This window comes from uncultured Pseudoalteromonas sp., from assembly GCF_963922945.1.
Lineage (GTDB): Bacteria > Pseudomonadota > Gammaproteobacteria > Enterobacterales > Alteromonadaceae > Pseudoalteromonas.
Map to the genome: position 1 here is coordinate 1 of NZ_CAWUKC010000008.1, position 19,010 is coordinate 19,010.

General features: G+C 40.5%; 16 protein-coding genes. All 16 read right to left on the reverse strand.

The window, feature by feature from the left end; all coding sequences use genetic code 11:
* Positions 1-85: 85 nt before the first annotated feature.
* The 16 genes from asd to AABI99_RS03135 all read right to left on the reverse strand — a co-directional run bounded on the left by asd (position 86) and on the right by AABI99_RS03135 (position 18,976).
* Positions 86-1,225 (reverse strand): aspartate-semialdehyde dehydrogenase, encoded by a 1,140-nt coding sequence (gene asd, locus AABI99_RS03060; protein WP_338363204.1) that lies wholly within the window; start codon positions 1,223-1,225, stop codon positions 86-88.
* A 199-nt stretch (positions 1,226-1,424) separates the two neighbouring features.
* Positions 1,425-4,142: a TonB-dependent receptor plug domain-containing protein gene (locus tag AABI99_RS03065; protein WP_338363205.1), complete on the reverse strand. Its 2,718-nt coding sequence runs from the start codon at positions 4,140-4,142 to the stop codon at positions 1,425-1,427.
* Between the two features lie 96 nt (positions 4,143-4,238).
* On the reverse strand, positions 4,239-5,840 hold the full coding sequence (locus tag AABI99_RS03070; RefSeq protein WP_338363206.1) for a hypothetical protein: 1,602 nt from the start codon (positions 5,838-5,840) through the stop codon (positions 4,239-4,241).
* A 303-nt stretch (positions 5,841-6,143) separates the two neighbouring features.
* On the reverse strand, positions 6,144-7,472 hold the full coding sequence (locus tag AABI99_RS03075) for a hypothetical protein (RefSeq protein WP_338363207.1): 1,329 nt from the start codon (positions 7,470-7,472) through the stop codon (positions 6,144-6,146).
* 33 nt (positions 7,473-7,505) lie between these two features.
* Positions 7,506-8,111 carry an energy transducer TonB gene (locus AABI99_RS03080; protein ID WP_338363356.1) on the reverse strand — a complete coding sequence of 202 codons (606 nt, stop codon included), beginning with the start codon at positions 8,109-8,111 and terminating at the stop codon, positions 7,506-7,508.
* Positions 8,112-8,123: 12 nt separating this feature from the next.
* Positions 8,124-8,537 (reverse strand): biopolymer transporter ExbD, encoded by a 414-nt coding sequence (locus AABI99_RS03085; RefSeq protein WP_338363208.1) that lies wholly within the window; start codon positions 8,535-8,537, stop codon positions 8,124-8,126.
* Positions 8,538-8,588: 51 nt separating this feature from the next.
* Complete coding sequence (locus tag AABI99_RS03090; protein ID WP_338363209.1) at positions 8,589-9,116, reverse strand: MotA/TolQ/ExbB proton channel family protein; 528 nt, start codon at positions 9,114-9,116, stop codon at positions 8,589-8,591.
* Positions 9,117-9,119: 3 nt separating this feature from the next.
* Positions 9,120-10,487 (reverse strand): MotA/TolQ/ExbB proton channel family protein, encoded by a 1,368-nt coding sequence (locus AABI99_RS03095; RefSeq protein WP_338363210.1) that lies wholly within the window; start codon positions 10,485-10,487, stop codon positions 9,120-9,122.
* A 10-nt stretch (positions 10,488-10,497) separates the two neighbouring features.
* Positions 10,498-11,250: a DUF3450 domain-containing protein gene (locus AABI99_RS03100; protein ID WP_004586345.1), complete on the reverse strand. Its 753-nt coding sequence runs from the start codon at positions 11,248-11,250 to the stop codon at positions 10,498-10,500.
* Positions 11,251-11,482: 232 nt separating this feature from the next.
* Complete coding sequence (locus tag AABI99_RS03105; RefSeq protein WP_338363211.1) at positions 11,483-12,097, reverse strand: DsbA family protein; 615 nt, start codon at positions 12,095-12,097, stop codon at positions 11,483-11,485.
* A complete protein-coding gene (locus AABI99_RS03110; protein ID WP_338363212.1) occupies positions 12,094-13,191 on the reverse strand; it encodes a GGDEF domain-containing protein in 1,098 nt (365 codons plus the stop codon). Before AABI99_RS03110 ends, AABI99_RS03105 begins: the two co-directional genes overlap by 4 nt.
* A gap of 505 nt (positions 13,192-13,696) precedes the next feature.
* Positions 13,697-14,950, reverse strand: a complete 1,254-nt coding sequence (locus tag AABI99_RS03115) for a sugar MFS transporter (protein WP_338363213.1) — start codon at positions 14,948-14,950, stop codon at positions 13,697-13,699.
* A gap of 84 nt (positions 14,951-15,034) precedes the next feature.
* Positions 15,035-15,922: a transporter substrate-binding domain-containing protein gene (locus tag AABI99_RS03120; protein WP_338363214.1), complete on the reverse strand. Its 888-nt coding sequence runs from the start codon at positions 15,920-15,922 to the stop codon at positions 15,035-15,037.
* 89 nt (positions 15,923-16,011) lie between these two features.
* Entirely contained in the window at positions 16,012-16,524 is a 513-nt protein-coding gene (locus tag AABI99_RS03125; protein ID WP_338363215.1) for an RNA methyltransferase, read from the reverse strand.
* Positions 16,524-17,036 carry a YcgN family cysteine cluster protein gene (locus tag AABI99_RS03130; RefSeq protein WP_338363216.1) on the reverse strand — a complete coding sequence of 171 codons (513 nt, stop codon included), beginning with the start codon at positions 17,034-17,036 and terminating at the stop codon, positions 16,524-16,526. The genes AABI99_RS03125 and AABI99_RS03130 overlap by 1 nt, the downstream gene beginning before the upstream one ends.
* Positions 17,037-17,131: 95 nt before the next feature.
* The gene (locus AABI99_RS03135) at positions 17,132-18,976 is read right to left on the reverse strand and encodes a DUF885 domain-containing protein (protein WP_338363217.1); all 1,845 of its coding nucleotides are present in this window, start codon (positions 18,974-18,976) and stop codon (positions 17,132-17,134) included.
* Positions 18,977-19,010: the final 34 nt, after the last annotated feature.

A 19,010-nucleotide genomic window follows, 5' to 3' on the forward strand; every position in this document is an offset into this window, starting at 1 on the left:
CCAAACAGACTGCTGCAAATTCAACCTCGAAAGATAAACAGGCCCTAGGCTAACCCTTTTTAATATATAGTTTTATAGGTAAAAATTATTCACCGTCTACAATAATGCGCAGCATACGACGAAGTGGCTCAGCAGCGCCCCATAATAGCTGATCGCCTACAGTAAATGCGCTAATGTATTTAGGGCCCATAGCGAGTTTACGAATACGACCCACAGGAATACTTAGCGTCCCTGTCACTTTAACTGGGGTTAAGTCAGTTGCACTAATTTCGCGCTCATTAGGGATCACTTTAACCCACTCGTTATGCGAAGCTAAAATTTCTTCTATTTTTTCTACGCTAATATCTTCACGTAATTTAATGGTCATCGCTTGGCTATGACAACGCATTGCACCAATACGTACACATAAACCATCAATGGGTACTGGCTGTTTAGACGAGCCTAAAATTTTGTTCGCTTCAACCTGAGCTTTCCACTCTTCTTTAGACTGACCACTTGGCATTGGCACGTCAATCCACGGAATTAAGCTACCGGCTAGCGGCACGCCAAATTGGTCTTGTGGTAAATCGCTTGAAGCCATTTTTTCGCTCACTATTTTATCAATTTCTAAAATAGCTGAACTTGGATTATCTAGTTGCTCGGCAACGCTTGAATGAATAGCACCCATTTGTGCTATAAGCTCTTTCATATTACGAGCGCCGGCACCAGAGGCCGCTTGGTAAGTCATTGGGCTTACCCACTCAATTAGGTCTTGCTCAAACAAACCACCTAAAGCAAGTAACATTAACGATACGGTACAGTTACCACCTACAAACGTTTTTACGCCTTGCTCTAAACCTTGTTCAATAACATCTTTATTTACAGGGTCAAGTACAATAATGCTGTCATCAACCATACGCAGTGCAGAAGCTGCATCAATCCAGTAACCATCCCAACCCGATTCGCGTAATTTAGGGTAAACCGCTTTGGTATAATCACCACCTTGACAGGTAACAATAATATCCATTTTAGCAAGTTCATTTACATCGGTTGCATCGAGTAACGGTTTTGCGTCACCCGCAATATCAGGGCCGAGTTGCCCAGCTTGTGAGGTGGTGAAAAAAGTGGTGTCGATATGCGCAAAATCATTTTGCTGCTGCATACGTTCTAATAACACAGAGCCAACCATGCCACGCCAACCGACTAATCCTACTTTTTTCATTGTTTTTTCCACTGTTTGATTCATAAAAGATGCCTTAATACATTAAAAATTAAAATTCATTGCGTGAGAATTAATTTTTATTAAACCTAACACCCAAAGCGCCCTAAAACTAGTGAATAAAGCGAAACTTAAATTTTTTTCATAGTCATAAAAAAGCCCTGTATTAAATACAGGGCTAATCGGTAGTTAGGTTTTATTATATCCCCCTTCCTTGGGATTAAAATTAAAACTCGTAGCTGTAACTCAAATCAAACGTAATACCTTGCTCTTTAGAACGCACTATAATATCTGACTGTGTTACTTCTTGATCTTCATCGAGTAAGTTTTTAACTTTAAACTTAATCTTAGAGTTAAAGTCTGGGTAGTAAGTGTAAACTAAATCAAGTGAGTGAAATGGCTGCTCATACGCGTCATCCCTATTAGCAACACCGGCTGCTAAAATTCGCTCCCCAAATACGTTATAAACTAATGAGCTGCTGTGCATGCCATCTAACGAATCGTAATTTAATTGTAAATTAACTACATATTCAGAGTGGCCAGTCATACGCTTTTTAGGATTAGTTAATGTACCCGCAAGTGCTGGGTCAATAGACGCTTCAGAATCACTTAATGTAATATTACCGCTAGTAAATAGGCCTTCACTTACAAAGGTTAGGTCTTGTAGCCATTCAGCTTCAATACCATATACTTCAGCGGTTTCACCATTTATAAACGATGCTGAGTAATCTTCATCACCAATGTTTAAAACCGTTTCAATTGGCGCTGTAATATCTTTATAAAACGCCGCTACGCTAAATGAATTACCGGCTTGTCCGTAATATTCATAGCGTAAGTCGTAGTTTTTAATTGGGCTACTTTTAATTCCCGTACGACCAAACGTTCTAATATCGGTCAAAGGATCATAATACGTAACTGGCACTACTTCACGAAAATCAGGGCGTACTACTGTTTCACCATAACCTAAGCGCACCTGGTAATCATCGCCACCTACATAAGTAACAGATAGTGCCGGGTACCAATCATCGGTAATCACAGAGCCTGCTTGAATTTTGTCTGGATCGTAAAAGGTATTTAAATCGTCTTCATCAAAAATAAGGCTCGATGTACCGATAGAAGATTGTTTAAACTCTTCATAACGAATACCACCGCTTATTCTTAACCATTGATCATAAAACACATCGAAAGACGCATAACCTGCATCGACCTTTTGCGCCGCAATGTAATCATCGGCATCAGGCGCTGTTGGCTCATTAAAGTCAACTAACACCGCGTTATTATCAATAAAGTCGTCAGTTAAAAAGCCACTATTATTAAGTGCATCACTGCTACCGTCATTTATTGAAATACCTGAGCCACCACTGTTGTTTATCGCAAAACTTGAGGTATTAAATATTCGCGCGCGGTCAGAAAAGTCGTAACCCACTTTAAACTCAACTTCCATACTCTCAAAGCTAAGTGGCAAGGTTAAGTTACCGCCGTACGATTTAACACGCTCTTCCATGTTTGTGTACGACATAATTACACGGTTATCATCCCCTGTAATTGTCGAGCCGGCGTAGCTGCCATCACTGTTATAGGTGTCACGAAACTCAAAATCAGCGCTGGTAGGTATATCCGTTGTCGCTTTAGACTCTGTGTACTGCCAATCAGCCCCAATGCCAAAATAATCTAAAAAGGTGTGCTGGCCCATAAACTGCGTAATGTTTAATTGGCGTTCTTCGTAATTAAACTCATGATTACGGTTTGCAATCCCATCACCGGCAATACTAAACGTAGAGCTCCCTGCAGGGCTTTGCGAAATAGCAATTTCAGACTCATCTTCATTATCAATAATATAAAGCTGTTGAGCAGAAATACTGTGCGTGCCTAAACGGTATGACAAGCTTAATGAACCGTTATAACTTTCGGTCTCTGTTGTCACTTGCGAGTTTTTAACCGTGTTGTAGCACGAGTTACTCACGTCATCACTTGTCGCTAACGACGTTGTACAATCAACATTGCCTTCTTCATTTTCTAAATTTTGAGTGATAACAGAGCTAAAACGTTCTTCAAAATCCCATTCGCTTTTGTAAGCACCGGCAAGTAAAAACCCAACCTTGCCACCAAAATAGCTCTCTTCAAAGCTATCACCATAATGGGCTTTAATATTATAACGCGGGTCTAACGACTCTTCCTTTAGCTCATAATCGCGAGGAAGCGATTTTAAAAGTGCGTTATTAACAGCGGTTGCTTGTTCTGCACGCGTTAAATCGCCATCTTCAAAGCCTTCACTGCTAACAATATTGCCAATACTAAAATTACCACGGTAGGTAGAAATAGCCTGCGCTAATTCAGTTGGAATACCATTTTCATTACGGTTATAGGTAAATCCATCACTCGATGCGGTATCGTAACCTGCACCCACTTCAATACCTGCAGTAAATTCACTCGGTGCGGTTTTAGTTCTAATATCTATATTACCGCCACCAAACGCTGCTGGCATATCTGGTGAGTAGGCTTTTTGAACGGCCATACTTTCAATGATACTTGCAGGGAAAATATCCAGCGGAATAACGTTACGGGTTAAATCTGGGCTTGGGATGTAAGCGCCATTTAAACGTGCACTAGAATAACGCTCACCAAGGCCCCTAACGTAAATAAACTTGCCATCAACAAGCGTTAGGCCTGTTACACGACGAAGCGCAGATGCAGCATCGCTGTCGCCCGTGCGTGATAACTGTTCAGAGCCTAAAATATCGGCAACAAACGCTTGGTTTTTACGCTCTTCTACAACTGCCGCTGCGCTCCCTTGCAAACGCGTACCTACAGCAACAACTTCTTCTATTTCTTGTTCGTTTGTTAACTGTTCATCGGCTTGGGCAGCAATTAAGCTAGTTGACTGAGCAACTAAACCTAAACCAATTGCCCAGGTAATATGATTGAGTCTATGCTTTTTAGACATGAGATAATCCTAATCAGGTTATACAAAAGAGGCGCCTGACGCTTAAATAACAAGCCACTAGGCGCCTTTAATCAGAGGTTATAAAGGTGTTGCTATTTAGTCAGCATTTGCTGCTGTAACAGCCGCTTCAACCCATTTGTACCAGCTAGAGTCTGTATCCTGATCCGATACCGCACCAATGTAGTTTACGCTTTCAAAGAATGAATCGGTTGTGCTTAAGTCTGTTGCAGTAACCGTTACTTCGCTCGCCGCAGTGTTTGTAGCAAAACCGTTATCTGCAAGTACTGCCACATCATCAGTTAAGATTTGGTTAGCACCGTCATTTTCAAACCACGCTGTTTTTGTTTGGCCTGCTAATGGACCGCTTGCAAACGTATCTGTATCAGTAAAGTTTGCAGAACACGCCATTACAGAACTTGTGAATGAGATTTTATCTGCTTGCGCTTCACCGTCGCCTGAAAACTCAATACATTGTGTATTAGTGGCGTTTTGCTTAACGATAACCGTGTTGTAAATGCTTGAATTAAATTGGTCATCAAACTTGTAAGCTTGTGAAGGGTCGTCATCACGTACCGAGTTACCATCGGTAGTGACAACCGTTACATTGGCAACCGTTGGGTTAGATGGAGACACTTGATCGGTAGAAGAACCTTTAACACCATCAGACTCAAAGCCATTGTTACCCATGTTAACTACAGTGCCGTCATCTAGTGTCACAGTACCGTGTTGAATAAATAAGTACTGCGCTTTACCTTGCCAACCTGCATCAAAGTCAAATGAATCATCTTGTGTATCTGTTACCGCTACGTGTTTAAGGGTTGTCGCACCACCAAAAATTTCAATACCGTCATCAAAACCTTGGTGAATGTGTAGGTAATCAAACTCAGAACCAGAGCCAACTGCATTTAGCGTGAGTGAATTCAAATCATCGCCTTCACCACCAACGCGAGGGCCTGAACCTGCATACCAAATTTTAGCCCATTTAATATTACCGCTAGAGTCTGCATTATCGTTACCACCAAAGTAGCTTGTAATACCTTCAGAGGCTACGTTACACGTACCACCGTCACGCTCTGCATCAGTACATTGGTCGGTAATACCGTTACCATTAATGATGATACCGCCCCAATCCGCGTAGCGTGCGCCTTCGCCAGCTGTATCAAAACGGTCAAACGCGTTTGCAGAAGTAAATACAACCGGCTTTTCTTCAGTACCTACCGCTTGAATTTTTGCACCACGTGCAATACGTACAATAGCTTCACCTGAGCTAAATGCTAAAACAGCACCTGGTTCAACAGTCATTGTCGGGCCATTCGCTGGTATTTCAAAGCCATCTACCGTACTGCCGTCTTCACCAATTTGTAATGCATCTTCAAAAACGTGAACACCGCCATCGGGTAGCTCAGAAAAGGTAATGTTACTTGTGATAGAAATTGTTTTACTCGCAAACGAGTCGTTGTATAAACAATCAATGCCACTTACGACGCCTGTTACCGTACCTGCATCTGATTCGTAGCTTGCACACACAGCTTCTTCTTCAGTTGTTGAACCAGTGGTATTATTTGAATTATTAACACTGTTATCTGTTGTTGAGCTGTTATCGTTTACAGTAGGTGTAATTTCGATATCGCCGCCACAGCCAGCTAATGTCATTGCAGTTGCTACTAGGCTGACCTTGAATAAATCAGATAATTTCATTGTTCACTCCGTTAAAGTATTTAATTATTTTGTTAGTGCATTAAGTAAAAAACTTAAGTCACTTTAAGGCACGATACTCATGCATTAAGGTGACCTGAGTTATCGGATGCAAATAAGATACGGGAGGGATATGACAAAGTAGTTACAGTTTGGTAACCATAAGATGACAATGGTAATTAATTTAAATTCAATAACTTAAACATTTGAAAAACGAAAAAAACCGCCCTAAGGCGGTTTTGGTGTTGCGATTATGAAAAAGGTAAATGCTCTTTTATTGGTATAAAATAGCGTTAGGGTAAAAAGTTAAAGTAACGCGGCTTTAAGTGTTTGCGCATGCACTTTTTCACGCTTAACATATTTGATCCACTGATTTGCTAAACGTTGTGATTTATCATGCTTTTGGGCTTGTTCAAACGCTAAAATAGACGCATCAAAATTTTGCATATTGTACTGTGCCATACCTAGCGCAACGTAGGCGTTTGATTCAAAATCAAGACCGCCTTTATCAAGCGCCTTACGCGCAGCATCAGCGGCTTCTTCGTATTGCTCAGTGTTAACAAATACTTCTGCTAGGCGTTGATCGTACTTACCATGCTCAGATAGGTCAGCCGCTTTTGCAAAGTAACTAATCGACTTTTCGTCTTCTTTAGCTTGAATCATGGCCTCTGCAATAAAGGCATAGTTTTTCGCTGATTTTTCAACAATGCCTTTTTCTATCGCATCACTCATTGTTTTAGCTGCTTTGTATGCCAGGCCATTATAAAGGTAAGTTTGCGATAACTGCCTTAAATCAGACTTAGTTTTTAAAAAGCCTTGTTGATAAGCCGCTTCGATTACTGCTAGTTGCTCTTTTTCTTTGCCTGTTTCGCCGTACATACCAGCTAGCTGAACCCAATACTCTGGTTTATTGTATAGCTTTACCATACGTTCAAGCACAGCGACTACTTTGTCAGTTTGATTAAGTGAGTAATACATAGCACGTTGTAATACAAGCCAGTTTTCTTTAGGGGTTTTACCTTCGCTGTCACTAAGCGCAATCACTTGATTGATGTACTCAAGCCCCTTTGGGTATTCTTTTAACTGATAGTAAGTTTGTGCTCTAAGTAAATAATACCCTTCTGTAATCGGTTTGGTATTTATTTCATCCCACTTATCTAAAAACGCAATCACCTTTTTATACTCACCGTTTGCCATTGCAAGCTGGGCTAGGCTAAACGTGGTACTTAAACGTAATGATTCTGGAATAGCCTCCTCGGCTACCACTTTTTTAAATGAGGCAATCGCTTTGGGTAAATCATTTTCGTTGTAATAAATAAAGCCATAAAAGTTATGCATCATCGCAATTTCGTACGAGTTCATGCTAGACGCTCTCTCTTGAATGCTATCAAGTGCTTCAAGGCCGCCTTTTACATCGCCATCGTCAGCGAGCTTTTGCGCACGAGCGAGCTGGCTATAAACCTTCTCGCGCAGTGCGGGTACACGCTTTGTTTTTTGCTCTTGCTCTGCATGGGCAGTGGCTAAGTTTAGCCCGGGCACAAGGCTTAGCGTGCTTGGTACAACAATACTTGCACTGATCGCGGCAGTGCAAAATAACGCCAGTTTTAAATTTTTAGCTGTAGGTAGTAATTTCATAATCGCCTCGCTATTTCATCCAATTAAGATAAGTTAACCATTAATTTGGAAAGATATTTTGTTTTGAACACCCGCCACTTCAACGGCTTCACCATTTACTACGCGCGGTTTATATTTAAATTTAAGGGCAGCATCCATCGCGGCTCTATCAAACAGTGACTCAGGGACAGCTTTTACTACTTGGGGGTCACGCACTGTGCCTTGCTTAGTTACTGTAAATTCCACAATTACATAGCCTTCAATACCACGCGACAAAGCACGGCGCGGATACACTGGGGCTACTTTTACAATGGGTAGATATTCACCATCACTGCTTTCAAGCGCTAAACCACCTGCTAGGTCAACATCGCTGCCTACATCGGCGCCAAAGTCAAAATTATTGCTGGCCGCGTTTGCATCATTATTTTGCATTTGCGGCGACTCCATTGGCGGTGGTGGCTCTTTTGGTGTAGGTGGCTTTTGCGGTTTACGTTCTTTCTTCTGTACTGTTTCTTCTTTTTTCAACCGTACAAAGTCTAAAACATTTCCTTTTACTGGCTCCGACATGGCACCTTCACCACCGGTGATCAGTGCCTGCATGCCTAAAAACAGCATAATGGTCACTACGCCCGCTACTATTAATGCTACTAAATATCGCAACATGGCTAACCCTTAAGACGCATCTTGTGCAGCAATTGACACATCAAACGCACCCGCAGCACGCGACGCATCCATTACTTTGATTAACATATCAGTGGTGGCTTTTTTATCAGCTTGAATAACCACGCTCCCTTGTGGGTTTTCTGCTTTTAAGCGTTCGATATTGGCTTGCACTGCGCGTACATCAATTTGGCGCTTATTAATCCAAATCTCGCCCTTATCAGAAATAGCCACTAAAATATTGGCGCGTTCTTTTTTAACCGCTGTTGCGGCTTCTGGGCGGTTTACATCAATACCGGCTTCTTTTACAAATGAAGCGGTAACAATAAAGAAAATAAGCATGATAAATACAACGTCTAACATTGGGGTCATGTTAATTTCTTCTGCGTCATCTTCTTGTAATAAGTTTCCTAAAGGGGCTCTCATTTTTATTCTCCTAGGATGAGCGACTCTATAAGCCGCTTATCAAAATGTTACTTAATGGTCTAAAACCATGCTGTCTTGTAGTAGTTCAACTTCGCGCTTGGCTTTGCGTTGTAAAAACGTAGAGGCAAATACACCCGAAAGTGCACCCACCATACCTGCCATGGTTGGAATAGTGGCTTTAGAAACACCAGATGCCATAGAGCGCGCACTGCCCGTACCGGTAATGGCCATTACATCAAATACTTCAATCATGCCGGTTACTGTGCCTAGCAGGCCAAGTAGCGGACACAAAGCAACCATTACATTTATCAGTGCTAAGTTGGTGTCTAAACGCATTGAGGCACGAGAGATCATTGCCTGGCGAATTTGTTCAGCATTCCAACTATTGCGCTCTGCACGGTTTTTCCACTGCGCTTTTACGTTTTGTTTGTAACTACGAAAACCTTTGAAAAAATAAATAAATCGCTCGAGTATCAATAACCACATCGCGAAGATTAACACCCCGATGACCAAGAGGACTTGGCCACCAGTGTCGAGAAAATCACGGATAGCATTGATTGAGTCAATCAATAGCACCATGGTTTAAGCTCCCTTCTCGCTTCGCTGTGCGATAATACCTGCGCTTTGCTCTTGAATAGTAAGCAAAATGTTTTTAGCGCGGGTATTAAGTAGGGTGTATAAAAATACCGTAGGAATTGCCACAACTAAGCCTAGCACCGTTGTTACCAATGCTTGCGAAATACCACCAGCCATTAGTTTAGGGTCGCCTGTACCAAATAATGTGATTGCTTGGAAAGTGTTGATCATACCGGTAACGGTACCGAGTAAACCTAGCAGCGGTGCCACTACCGAAATAATCTTAATAAGCGTTAAATTACGCGTTACTTTTGGCATTTCACGTAAAATAGCTTCGCTTAATTTAAGCTCTAACGTATCGTGGGCAACATCAGGGAACTGATCTTTTACTTTCATTACGCGGCCAAGAGGGTTGTCATCGCGTGCTACATCATCTTTAAGTTGACGACGAATTTTACCGCCCATAATCAGTAATGAGAAAAAACGTTCAAGTGAGATAAGTAAAGCAATAACACCTACACCTAAAATAACGTAACCGACTGTGCCACCTTGGTGTACACGCTCTTCGGTATCTGGAGCTTGCACTAATAAGCCTAAAATTGAGCCGCCCGTTGGGTCAAGTGCGAACTGCACAACACCATTTTTTGCATTTTGTAATTCCTGTGCTGTTGCAGTAAAACGTGCTACAGGCTGGCGATTTAACTCGCTTAAGGTATTTGTTACTGGGTTAAATTCTAGGTATTTACCGTTAGAGATTAAGTTAAAAGCACCTACACGAACCACTTCTTGCTGTGCTTTTGCACCACCTTGTACAATTACATCGGTAGTAAAGCGGCTTACTTTACCTTGCTCTGTCATTTCGCGTTGTAGCTCAAACCATACTTTTTCAATATCTTCGATAGAGGCAAGCTTTGAAGTAGAGCCCATTTTTTGTGCTAGCTCATCCATAAATGTGCTACGACCCGCAATTTCAGCTGATACCACAGAGGTAGCGAACTTATTGCTAGAATCACCTGCAACTTGCTGAAGCACACCAAATAGTTCTTTTAAAGAACCCATTCGTTTAGACAGTGTATCTGTTAAGTTAGCAAGTTTGATTTCGTTTTCTTCAAACTGTGTTTCTAAGCGCTCAGACTCAGCAAGCATTTGATTACGTTTTGCTTGTGTGTTATTGAGCATTTGCACTTGTTCGTTTTGGCGCGCCATAAATTCTTGTTCGCGTTGCTTGTTTTGCGCGCTTTGAGCCGATTTGCCTTCTTCAAGTGTTTTTAATAGTGAGTCTAAGTCCATAGGCTCAGCTGCCACACTTGCGCCTGCAAAGCTTAGGCTTGCAGCAAAAAGGGCCATTTTTGTCATTTGAGTAAACAGTTTCATCTTCAACCTCTTATTCTGCTGCGTGTACTGGCAGAGTTAACATATCTGGGGCAAGTTGCTTACGTGCGATACGTAAACCTTTGTTGATTTGGCTAATTGTTGAGTCTGGTAAAGTAACAAACGACTTTGTTTCTTCATCCCAGCTACCAGCTTGCTTACCATCACGCGTTAAATAAATAAGCTCTAAGCGGCCAATGCGTAAAAAGTCTACTTCACGCTCTTTACCGTCTACAGTTAGCAGTGAGGTGTAGGCTTCAATAGTGCGACCGTAATCAACTTCTACTTGGTATGCTTCTAACACGCGGCGGAATTTTTCGCTTGAGTTAATATCTGCACGGTCCATCATGGCGTTTAAAGAGCTAATACGCTTAGTGCGCTCTTCTTGCAAAAATGGCACATCAAGTGCTACAAATTGCTCAAGCCCTTCAATCATGCGCAGCATTAGTGGTGTGATCTGACGCTCAATAATAGAGACCTGATCCATTGAAAGATTAAGTGACTCCATTTCTTCAATTTGGTTATTTAACTGTTTAGTTAATTGCGCGTTATAAACAGTTAAACCGTCAATTTCTTTATTAAGGGTTTTAAACTGTTGAAGACGCCCTTGCATTGAATCAGCAATCTTGTCTATTTTTGTTTGTGATTGCGCAGCTGATTTATTTATTTCACTGCTTTTATCGATAACCTTTTCTAAATCATTGGCATGTACTGCAGCACTTGCTGCTACAATACCAGCTAAAATCAATGGTTTAACGCCTTTCATCGCATACACCTTTACTCGTTAATTAGCGGATTTGCTAGTTTGTTGTTTTAGCCTAAACTGACTTGTTTTAGGCTAAAGATTTTCAATGAGTGAAAGTGTATAGAGGAATAATGACAGGCATGTTGCGCAAAAAAGTCTATTTTGTTACAGGTGTAACATTTGCGTCTTATTTCGTCATATTTATATGCAAAGCGTGCATTAAAGCAGCAAATACACGCATTTTGGCTAGTTATTAAACTAATAACGCGTTAATTGTGTTTACTGTTTGCTGGTGGTCGGTGTAATTTATTTTAATTGCAATGGCTTTATTATCAGTTATTAATACTAACGAAGGAAAGCCTTGTATTGGCAAGCTTGCACTAAATGCTAGCTCCTCATGTAGTTTTTGATTCAAAGCCTCTGAGCAAAGTTCCTCGGAAAACTGTTGTTTATCTAGGCCGATTTTTTCAGCTAAGGTAATTAAAGTACTTTCATCAGATGGGTTTTGGGCATGTAGGTAATAAGCATGTTGAATCGCCTCTATCATTTGTGGCTCTTTATTATGCGCTCTGGCAATAATCGCCGCTCTGCAGGCTGGGTAAGTAGAGCGCCTTGGCTGACAAACCTGCCAAAAATCAAAATTAAACTGTGTACCCAACATCGCACTAATTTTATGCCATGTGCTTTGGAGCATGGCGCGCATATTTTCTGGCATGGGCTCTTGGCTATCTGGAGCGAGACCTCCTACTTTGTATTCTATAGTCAGCTGCGAAGAAAATGCGGCTTTTAGTTTTAACCAGGTTGGTTTATATCCCCAGCACCAACTGCACATAGGGTCGTGTACATATATAAGTTTAGTTTGAGTCATAGTGTTCCTGTGTGATTTGATACAACTTTGTTACGCCCTTGCTCTTTAGCTAGGTACAGGTATTCGTCAGCTTGTTTCAGTGCACGGCTGTAATGATCCACATTATCAACCTGTGCCACACCAATACTACAGGTAATAAATACCCGTTTATTATCGCTGGTTAAAATAGCTTGTTTTTCGACACACTGTCTAAAGTCATCGGCTATTTTTGTTGCCATTGGGGCTGATTCTTTAGGTAATATAACCACAAACTCTTCGCCACCATAACGAGCTTTCACCGCGGAGTTAGGAAATTGTGAATCAAGTAATTTGGTAAATTCAATCAACACGGTATCGCCAAAATCGTGGCCATACGTGTCATTTAGGCGTTTAAAATAATCCAAATCAAGTAATAAAATAGAAAACGGTAAGTAGTTTTCAGGCGTTTTAGCGGCCATTTTTAAAAAGTGAGCAGTTATAAAGCGCCTGTTAGGCCCACCAGTTAGTTGATCTGTATAGGCATTTTGAGTCTGAGAAAGCGTCATACCCGCAATAGCTATATGACTTTTAAATCTAAAGTACTCGCTTATAAATGAAAAAATAAACACGAGGATAAAAGAGGCTAAAAAACGAGATTTTTCAACACTGCCGTAATCGACTTGTCCAAAATTAGGTCCATACAAAATAAAGCTACATCTTAGTAATAAGCCAAGCCCAAGTCTAAAGCCATGTTTAAGACCTAGTGAGGCAAAACACACCACGGGATAAAACATAAGCCAATACAGCGCTGTATTTTCTTTTCCGCCTGTATACGTAAGCGCTATGCACATAATAAACACAACACTCATACTGAGTAACGCAACCCCTTCGAGTTTATTGGTTTTTAAAAAAAACACAGTACCACTAATAAAAGTGATATTAACAACAACTAAAGAGGTGCTAAGAATAGGCGAATACACGCTATAGTTATTTACCAGCAAAATTGTTATGACAACAATAGCAATGGCTATCATGGTAAATAATGAAAATACTTTGCGTTTTGTATCTGAGCGATAAACCTTATCTATATTAATATGGCTCAGCCAACTTTGCCCTGTAGATGCGTTATTTGCCATAAACAAAACCTCGAATATACGTCGTTAATGCTAGTAACAAACTTTTAGAGGCATCAAGTAGCTGCTCCACGCTTACTGACAGCCAACAAACATTTTTGCTTAATTTAAGCAGCTTTTGCACTGAATACAGTTCAATGATTTTTGTAATGACTAAAAAATAGTGGGAATTACACGCACTGAACATGACTAAAATTAAAAAATAAGGACCTAGTGTGGTCAAAGTATCAAAGTGCACGTACGTGATTGTGTGTAAATTAAGCATAACGGCCAGTTTATATTTTTATTATTAGTTAACTTATTTAGCAGATATTAGATGATATGTCGTCGATAATGAGGTGTATAGATTAGCTATATATTAAAAGTAAGTATAAAGTATTAAATAAAGAGTATATATATTTGTAACCTATGAAATTTTAAGAAAGCTAATTTATTTGGAACGTTCCTAGTAATTTAAATCAAAAAAGCGACTGAATACGTATTCAGTCGCTTAGTAATAGGTCTCTCTTTACCACTTTTTAGCTAAACGAACTACGTTCAAACCATACCAAGCAATAAATACATAACACAGTAGCGGCACAAAAAAGCTGAGCTGAATATTGACTACATCAGCAATATAGCCTTGTAATAATGGCACCAAAGCGCCGCCGACGATTGCTAAACACAGCCAACCCGAACCTTTACTGGTTAGTGAGCCTAAGCGCTCAATTGCAACAGAAAATATAGTCGGGAACATAATAGAGTTAAATAAACCAATGGCGAGAACTGCATACATCGCAATGTTTCCTTGGGCAAACATCGTTATAAGTAATAGCGAAATCACCATAAATGAATTAAAGGCCAAGGCTCTAGATGGTGCTATTTTTTGTAGTATCGCTGAGCCAATAAAACGCCCTACCATAGCTCCGCCCCAATAGTAGCTGATAAGTGCAGCTGCAGCATGCTCTTCAAGGCCTGCTATGTGGGCCTCACCAAAAAAGTTAACTAAAAAACTACCTATAGCCACTTCGCCGCCAACGTAGCAAAAAATAGCGACCACCCCCATAGTTAAATGAGGTGCCTGAGTAAGTGACCGTGATTCATTTATAGGATTATTTTCCTCTTTATGACTCTCTATATCAGGTAATTTTACAAAGGCAAAAACAATGGCTATAACAAGCAGTGCAACAGCAAGCATTAAGTAGGGGACTTTTACAGACTCGGCACTTGCAGCGCTTGCAGCGAGTGTACCGGCAGTACCAAAAAACAGTATACCACCTACATAAGGACCAACCGTTGTGCCAAGCGCATTAAGCGCTTGTGCTAAATTTAACCTCGATGACGCTGTTTTTTCAGGGCCTAGCGCGGCTACATATGGATTTGCAGAGACTTGTAAAACGGTTACGCCAGAGGCCAACACAAATAATGCGCCTAAAAATAGCCAATACTCGTGCACGACTACCGCTGGGTAAAATAACATACAGCCGATTGATGCAATGACCAACCCTGTCAATATTCCTTTTTTATAACCAAGTTGTTTAACTAACATCCCGGCTGGAATAGAAACAATAAAATAGGCGCCAAAAAAGCAAAACTGCACTAGCATTGCTTCAAAATAAGATAGGTCAAAAACACCTTTTAAGCGGGGGATCAGTACGTCGTTTAAAACAGTAATAAAACCCCATAAAAAGAACAGTGTAGTCATTGCGGTCAGTGGTAACAGGTAATTTTTATTTTGTTGCTCTTTGACCGCAAATGATTGATTAGTATTTATTTCACTCACGTCATTTTCACTCCATTAACAAGTTGAAAATGATTTTACACGTTTAATACATAATATAAGCACAAAATAATTGGAACGTTACAATTAACCACACTCATCTAATAATGAATTTTTGAGTCTGAGGGTTTCACCACTATTTTTAAATTTGTAAAGAACCTTATTTATATCTTCTAGTATGCCAAGCCAATTGGGCGTTTTTTTACTAATTGCAAAATACAAGGGATTATACTGAATCGCATGGGTTTCTTGCTCTACGGCACTGAGTAGAGCACGCTTTTCATTTTCAGATAAAGAAGCATACTTTACTGAATGAGTTAGCACTTCAGGATCACCTATTATTAAATCAACACGGCCTGCAGCAAGTAGTTTTACAAGCTGTAAGTCATCTACGGCATTAATAATAATGAATTCATTATTATCCATCATGGCATCAAATTCGGGGGTGTTTTGATACCCTCTTACAACACCAATACGAGAACCTTTAAGTGACTTTAAGTTACCATTAAATCGGTCGGGCTCGCCTTTACGTTTCAAAAAGCCGATATTGCCGCCCGAAAACGAATTTGAAAGGCCAAGTAATTTTCGGCGAGTTTGGTTTGGTACGTAGTCAGAAGGGGCAGTATCTTCGATAAAATATTCTGGTAATAAAATATCCGCTTTGCCTAGCTCAACGGCTCTAACAGCTCTCGCCCAAGGCACAAATTCAATAAAAACACTATAGCCAGCGCTGTTAAACGTAGCGACCGCAAACTGATAAACCCACCCTTTGTTACACAGTTTGTTTCCAATGTAAGGCGGCCAATCTTCAGTTACCACATGAATAGTACTTTTACTGTTAGGCGCGCTAAATAGGTAACCCGCCTTGTAGCGCTCACCAATAACAGTGTGGGAGCTCTCATCTAGCGTATAGGTCACAGGAACCTTAGCAAAACAGTAAGATGAAAACAGAAAAAAGATAAATAATAATCGCATGATTACACTTTAGTTTAAGGTATGTCCCTAAAGTGTAGAACTAAGTATGTAAAATAAAAGAAATTTAATTAAAATTGCAAAAGTGTGGCTTATCCCTTAACCCACTTCATTTTATTGTTAGTATCGCGAGAACTAACTATTGTTGCATCGCTACTCTCTACCCCACCAAGCTTAGCCAAGCGGTCATACAAAACAACATTACACGTAGCTGCAAGGTTCATACATCCAATTGTAGGTACATACACCACTTCATCGCACCACTTTAAGACCTCTTTTGGCACTGAGCCATCTTCAGGCCCAAAGACATAAAAAGCATTTTCTGGGTGTTTAAAATCTGGCAAGGGAGTCGCGCCTTCTACAAGCTCGATAACGACAACCGTTGCGCCCTGAGGTTTCACATTTTGTAGATTGTCTGTGCTTTTTAAAGGAATACGCTCTACAGCGTTTTTAGTATCCGTATGAAATTTTTTAGCATTTAGATAACGGCTACCGGTAAAAAACACCTGTTTTGAATCGTAGCAACCAGCAGCACGTAAAACGCCACCTACATTAGTAGGGCTTTTAGGATTAACTAGGCCTATTACAGCGTTTAACTTGCTCATTAATCGCAATCCTTTGTTGGCCACTCAGCTATGTATAAATCAAAGTCATCTAGGTTTACATCACAATCTTTTACTGTTTTATCTTTTACAGATATTCCCAGCTCATGCATTTGAGACTTTTCACCTTTATTTAATAACGGGTGCCATGATGCTAAGCCACGGCCTTCATGCAGTCGGCGATAGCTACAACTTTGCGGCATAAAGAAAATATCTTTAAGGTTTTCTTTGGTGAGCTTTACGCATGATGGGACAAGCGATTGACGGTTTTGGTATTCACTGCAACCGCAGGTATTGTTATCAAGGTATTGGCAAACAATACTGGTAAAAATAAGTTCTTCGCCTTCGCGCAACTCATCTGTAGCGGTAAATTCGTCTTCATCTTCACTGTCAATAAAGGTGTTTAAACAACATTTTCCGCAACCATCACAAATGGCCTCCCATTCGTTTTGGTTCATATCAGCTAAACTTTTTTTAAGCCAAAACTGTGTACTTGCTAATTCTTGATCAAACATAATTTACTCGCGCCCCTAAAGAGCGCGCATTCTAACGTATTGAGGCTATACACGAAAGCCTGTAACCTTATTTATACAGGCTTTGTCATAGCGTGTTATTGGAGCGAAGCAACCCAACGTTTTATTTTTTCCTCTAAAATGGGCATGGGTAATGCGCCATCAATTAAAATTTGTGTGTGAAACGCTTTAATATCAAACTTATCGCCTAGCTCTTTTTTAGCATAATCACGCAGTTGTTTAATTTTAAACTCTCCTAACTTGTAAGAAAGTGCTTGACCAGGCCAAGCAATATAACGCTCAACCTCAGCTATTACATCGCTTTTCGCCATTGACGAATTTGCCAGCATGTAATCAATACCTTGCTGGCGAGTCCAGCCTTTTGCATGAAAGCCAGTATCAAGCACTAAACGCATCGCTCTAAGTTGTTCATCGGCTAAACGCCCGTACCACATATAAGGGTCGGTAAATAAGCCAAGCTGTTTACCAAGGCTTTCTGCGTACAATGCCCACCCTTCTGCAAATACAGTGTAACCACCAAATTTTCTAAAATCTGGTAGGCCATCTATTTCTTGCTGCAGCGCAATTTGAAAGTGATGGCCTGGAGCTGCCTCGTGGATTGAAAGTGTTTCGAGTAAAAACTTTGGCTGTGCTTTTAAATTAAACGTGTTTATGTAAAAAATCCCTGGGCGAGAGCCATCAGGTGCAGGTGCTGCATAAGACGCCCCTGCCGCAGATTGCGCTCTGTAAGCTTCAACTGCTTTTACAACGTAAGGGGCCTTTGGCGCAATATCAAATAGCATGGGGACACGCGCATCTATTTTTTGTTTAACGTTTTCATACGCCGCTATTAGCTCTTGCGGTGTAGTGTAATAAAAATCGTCTGAATCACGTAAATGATGAAAAAACTCTGCCAATGACCCACTAAACCCAACATCCTGTTTTACTTTTTTCATTTCATCTAAAATACGCGCCACTTCACTTAAACCAATGGCATGTATTTCATCTGCAGATAAACTTAACGTGGTATTTTTTTTAATTTGGTATTCATACCAAGCTTTGCCATTGGGTAAGTCACTATAGCCAACCGTTGTGCGGCTGTTAGGAATATACTCATTGGCTAAAAAATCACTCATGCTTTTATACGCAGGAACTAATTGCGCCATAATAAGTGAGCGATACTGCGCTGTAATTTGCTGCTTTTGTTGCTCTGTAAATGACTCAGGAAGGTTTTTAATTGGCCCCCAAAATAACGAATCTTCAGCACGTTTAACAACATGTGCTGCAAATTGTGGCTGTAATTTTTTGGCTAACGGCTTTGGTAATGAAATACCTTGTGTTAATCCCTGTGCCATTGCGCTTTGTACACTTGCAAGCCAAGTAATAAAGCCTTCGCTGCGTTTTATAAAATTACTGTAATCTTCAACTGTGTTAAAAGGCTGTGCACTTTGCCCAGAGCCAAAACCCGCAAATGTATTATGCGCCCCGGCCATTTGGTTTATTGGCAACATGTAACTAGGAAATTGCATACCCTCAAGATTAAGCGCTAAGTCACGGTCTAATATTTCGTAGCTTAATAGTGATTGCCCAGCTAATTGTGACTTATCAATCAAAGCTAAACGTTGTTGATATTTTTTATAAAACGCTGCTTTTTTAGCACGATTTTTAGCTGAAATCTCTGGGGTAAACTTATCATTAAATTCACTGCGACCACTGTAGGTTGCATTAATAGGTTTAAAGCTGAGTAACTCGTTGTAGTACTGTGATACAAGCACATCTAATTGCTGTTCGTAAGAGAGCTCTGAAACAATAGCTGCGGAGGCATTTGACGTGTTTAGCTGTTGTGAACTACTTTCAGTGATCTCACTGGTTTGTGTGTTCATACAGCCACTTAAAGCAAACATAACACCACTGGCAACTAAGGCTAATTTAATTAATTTCATGGTAATCCTTTTTAGTATCGTCAGGCGATTATGC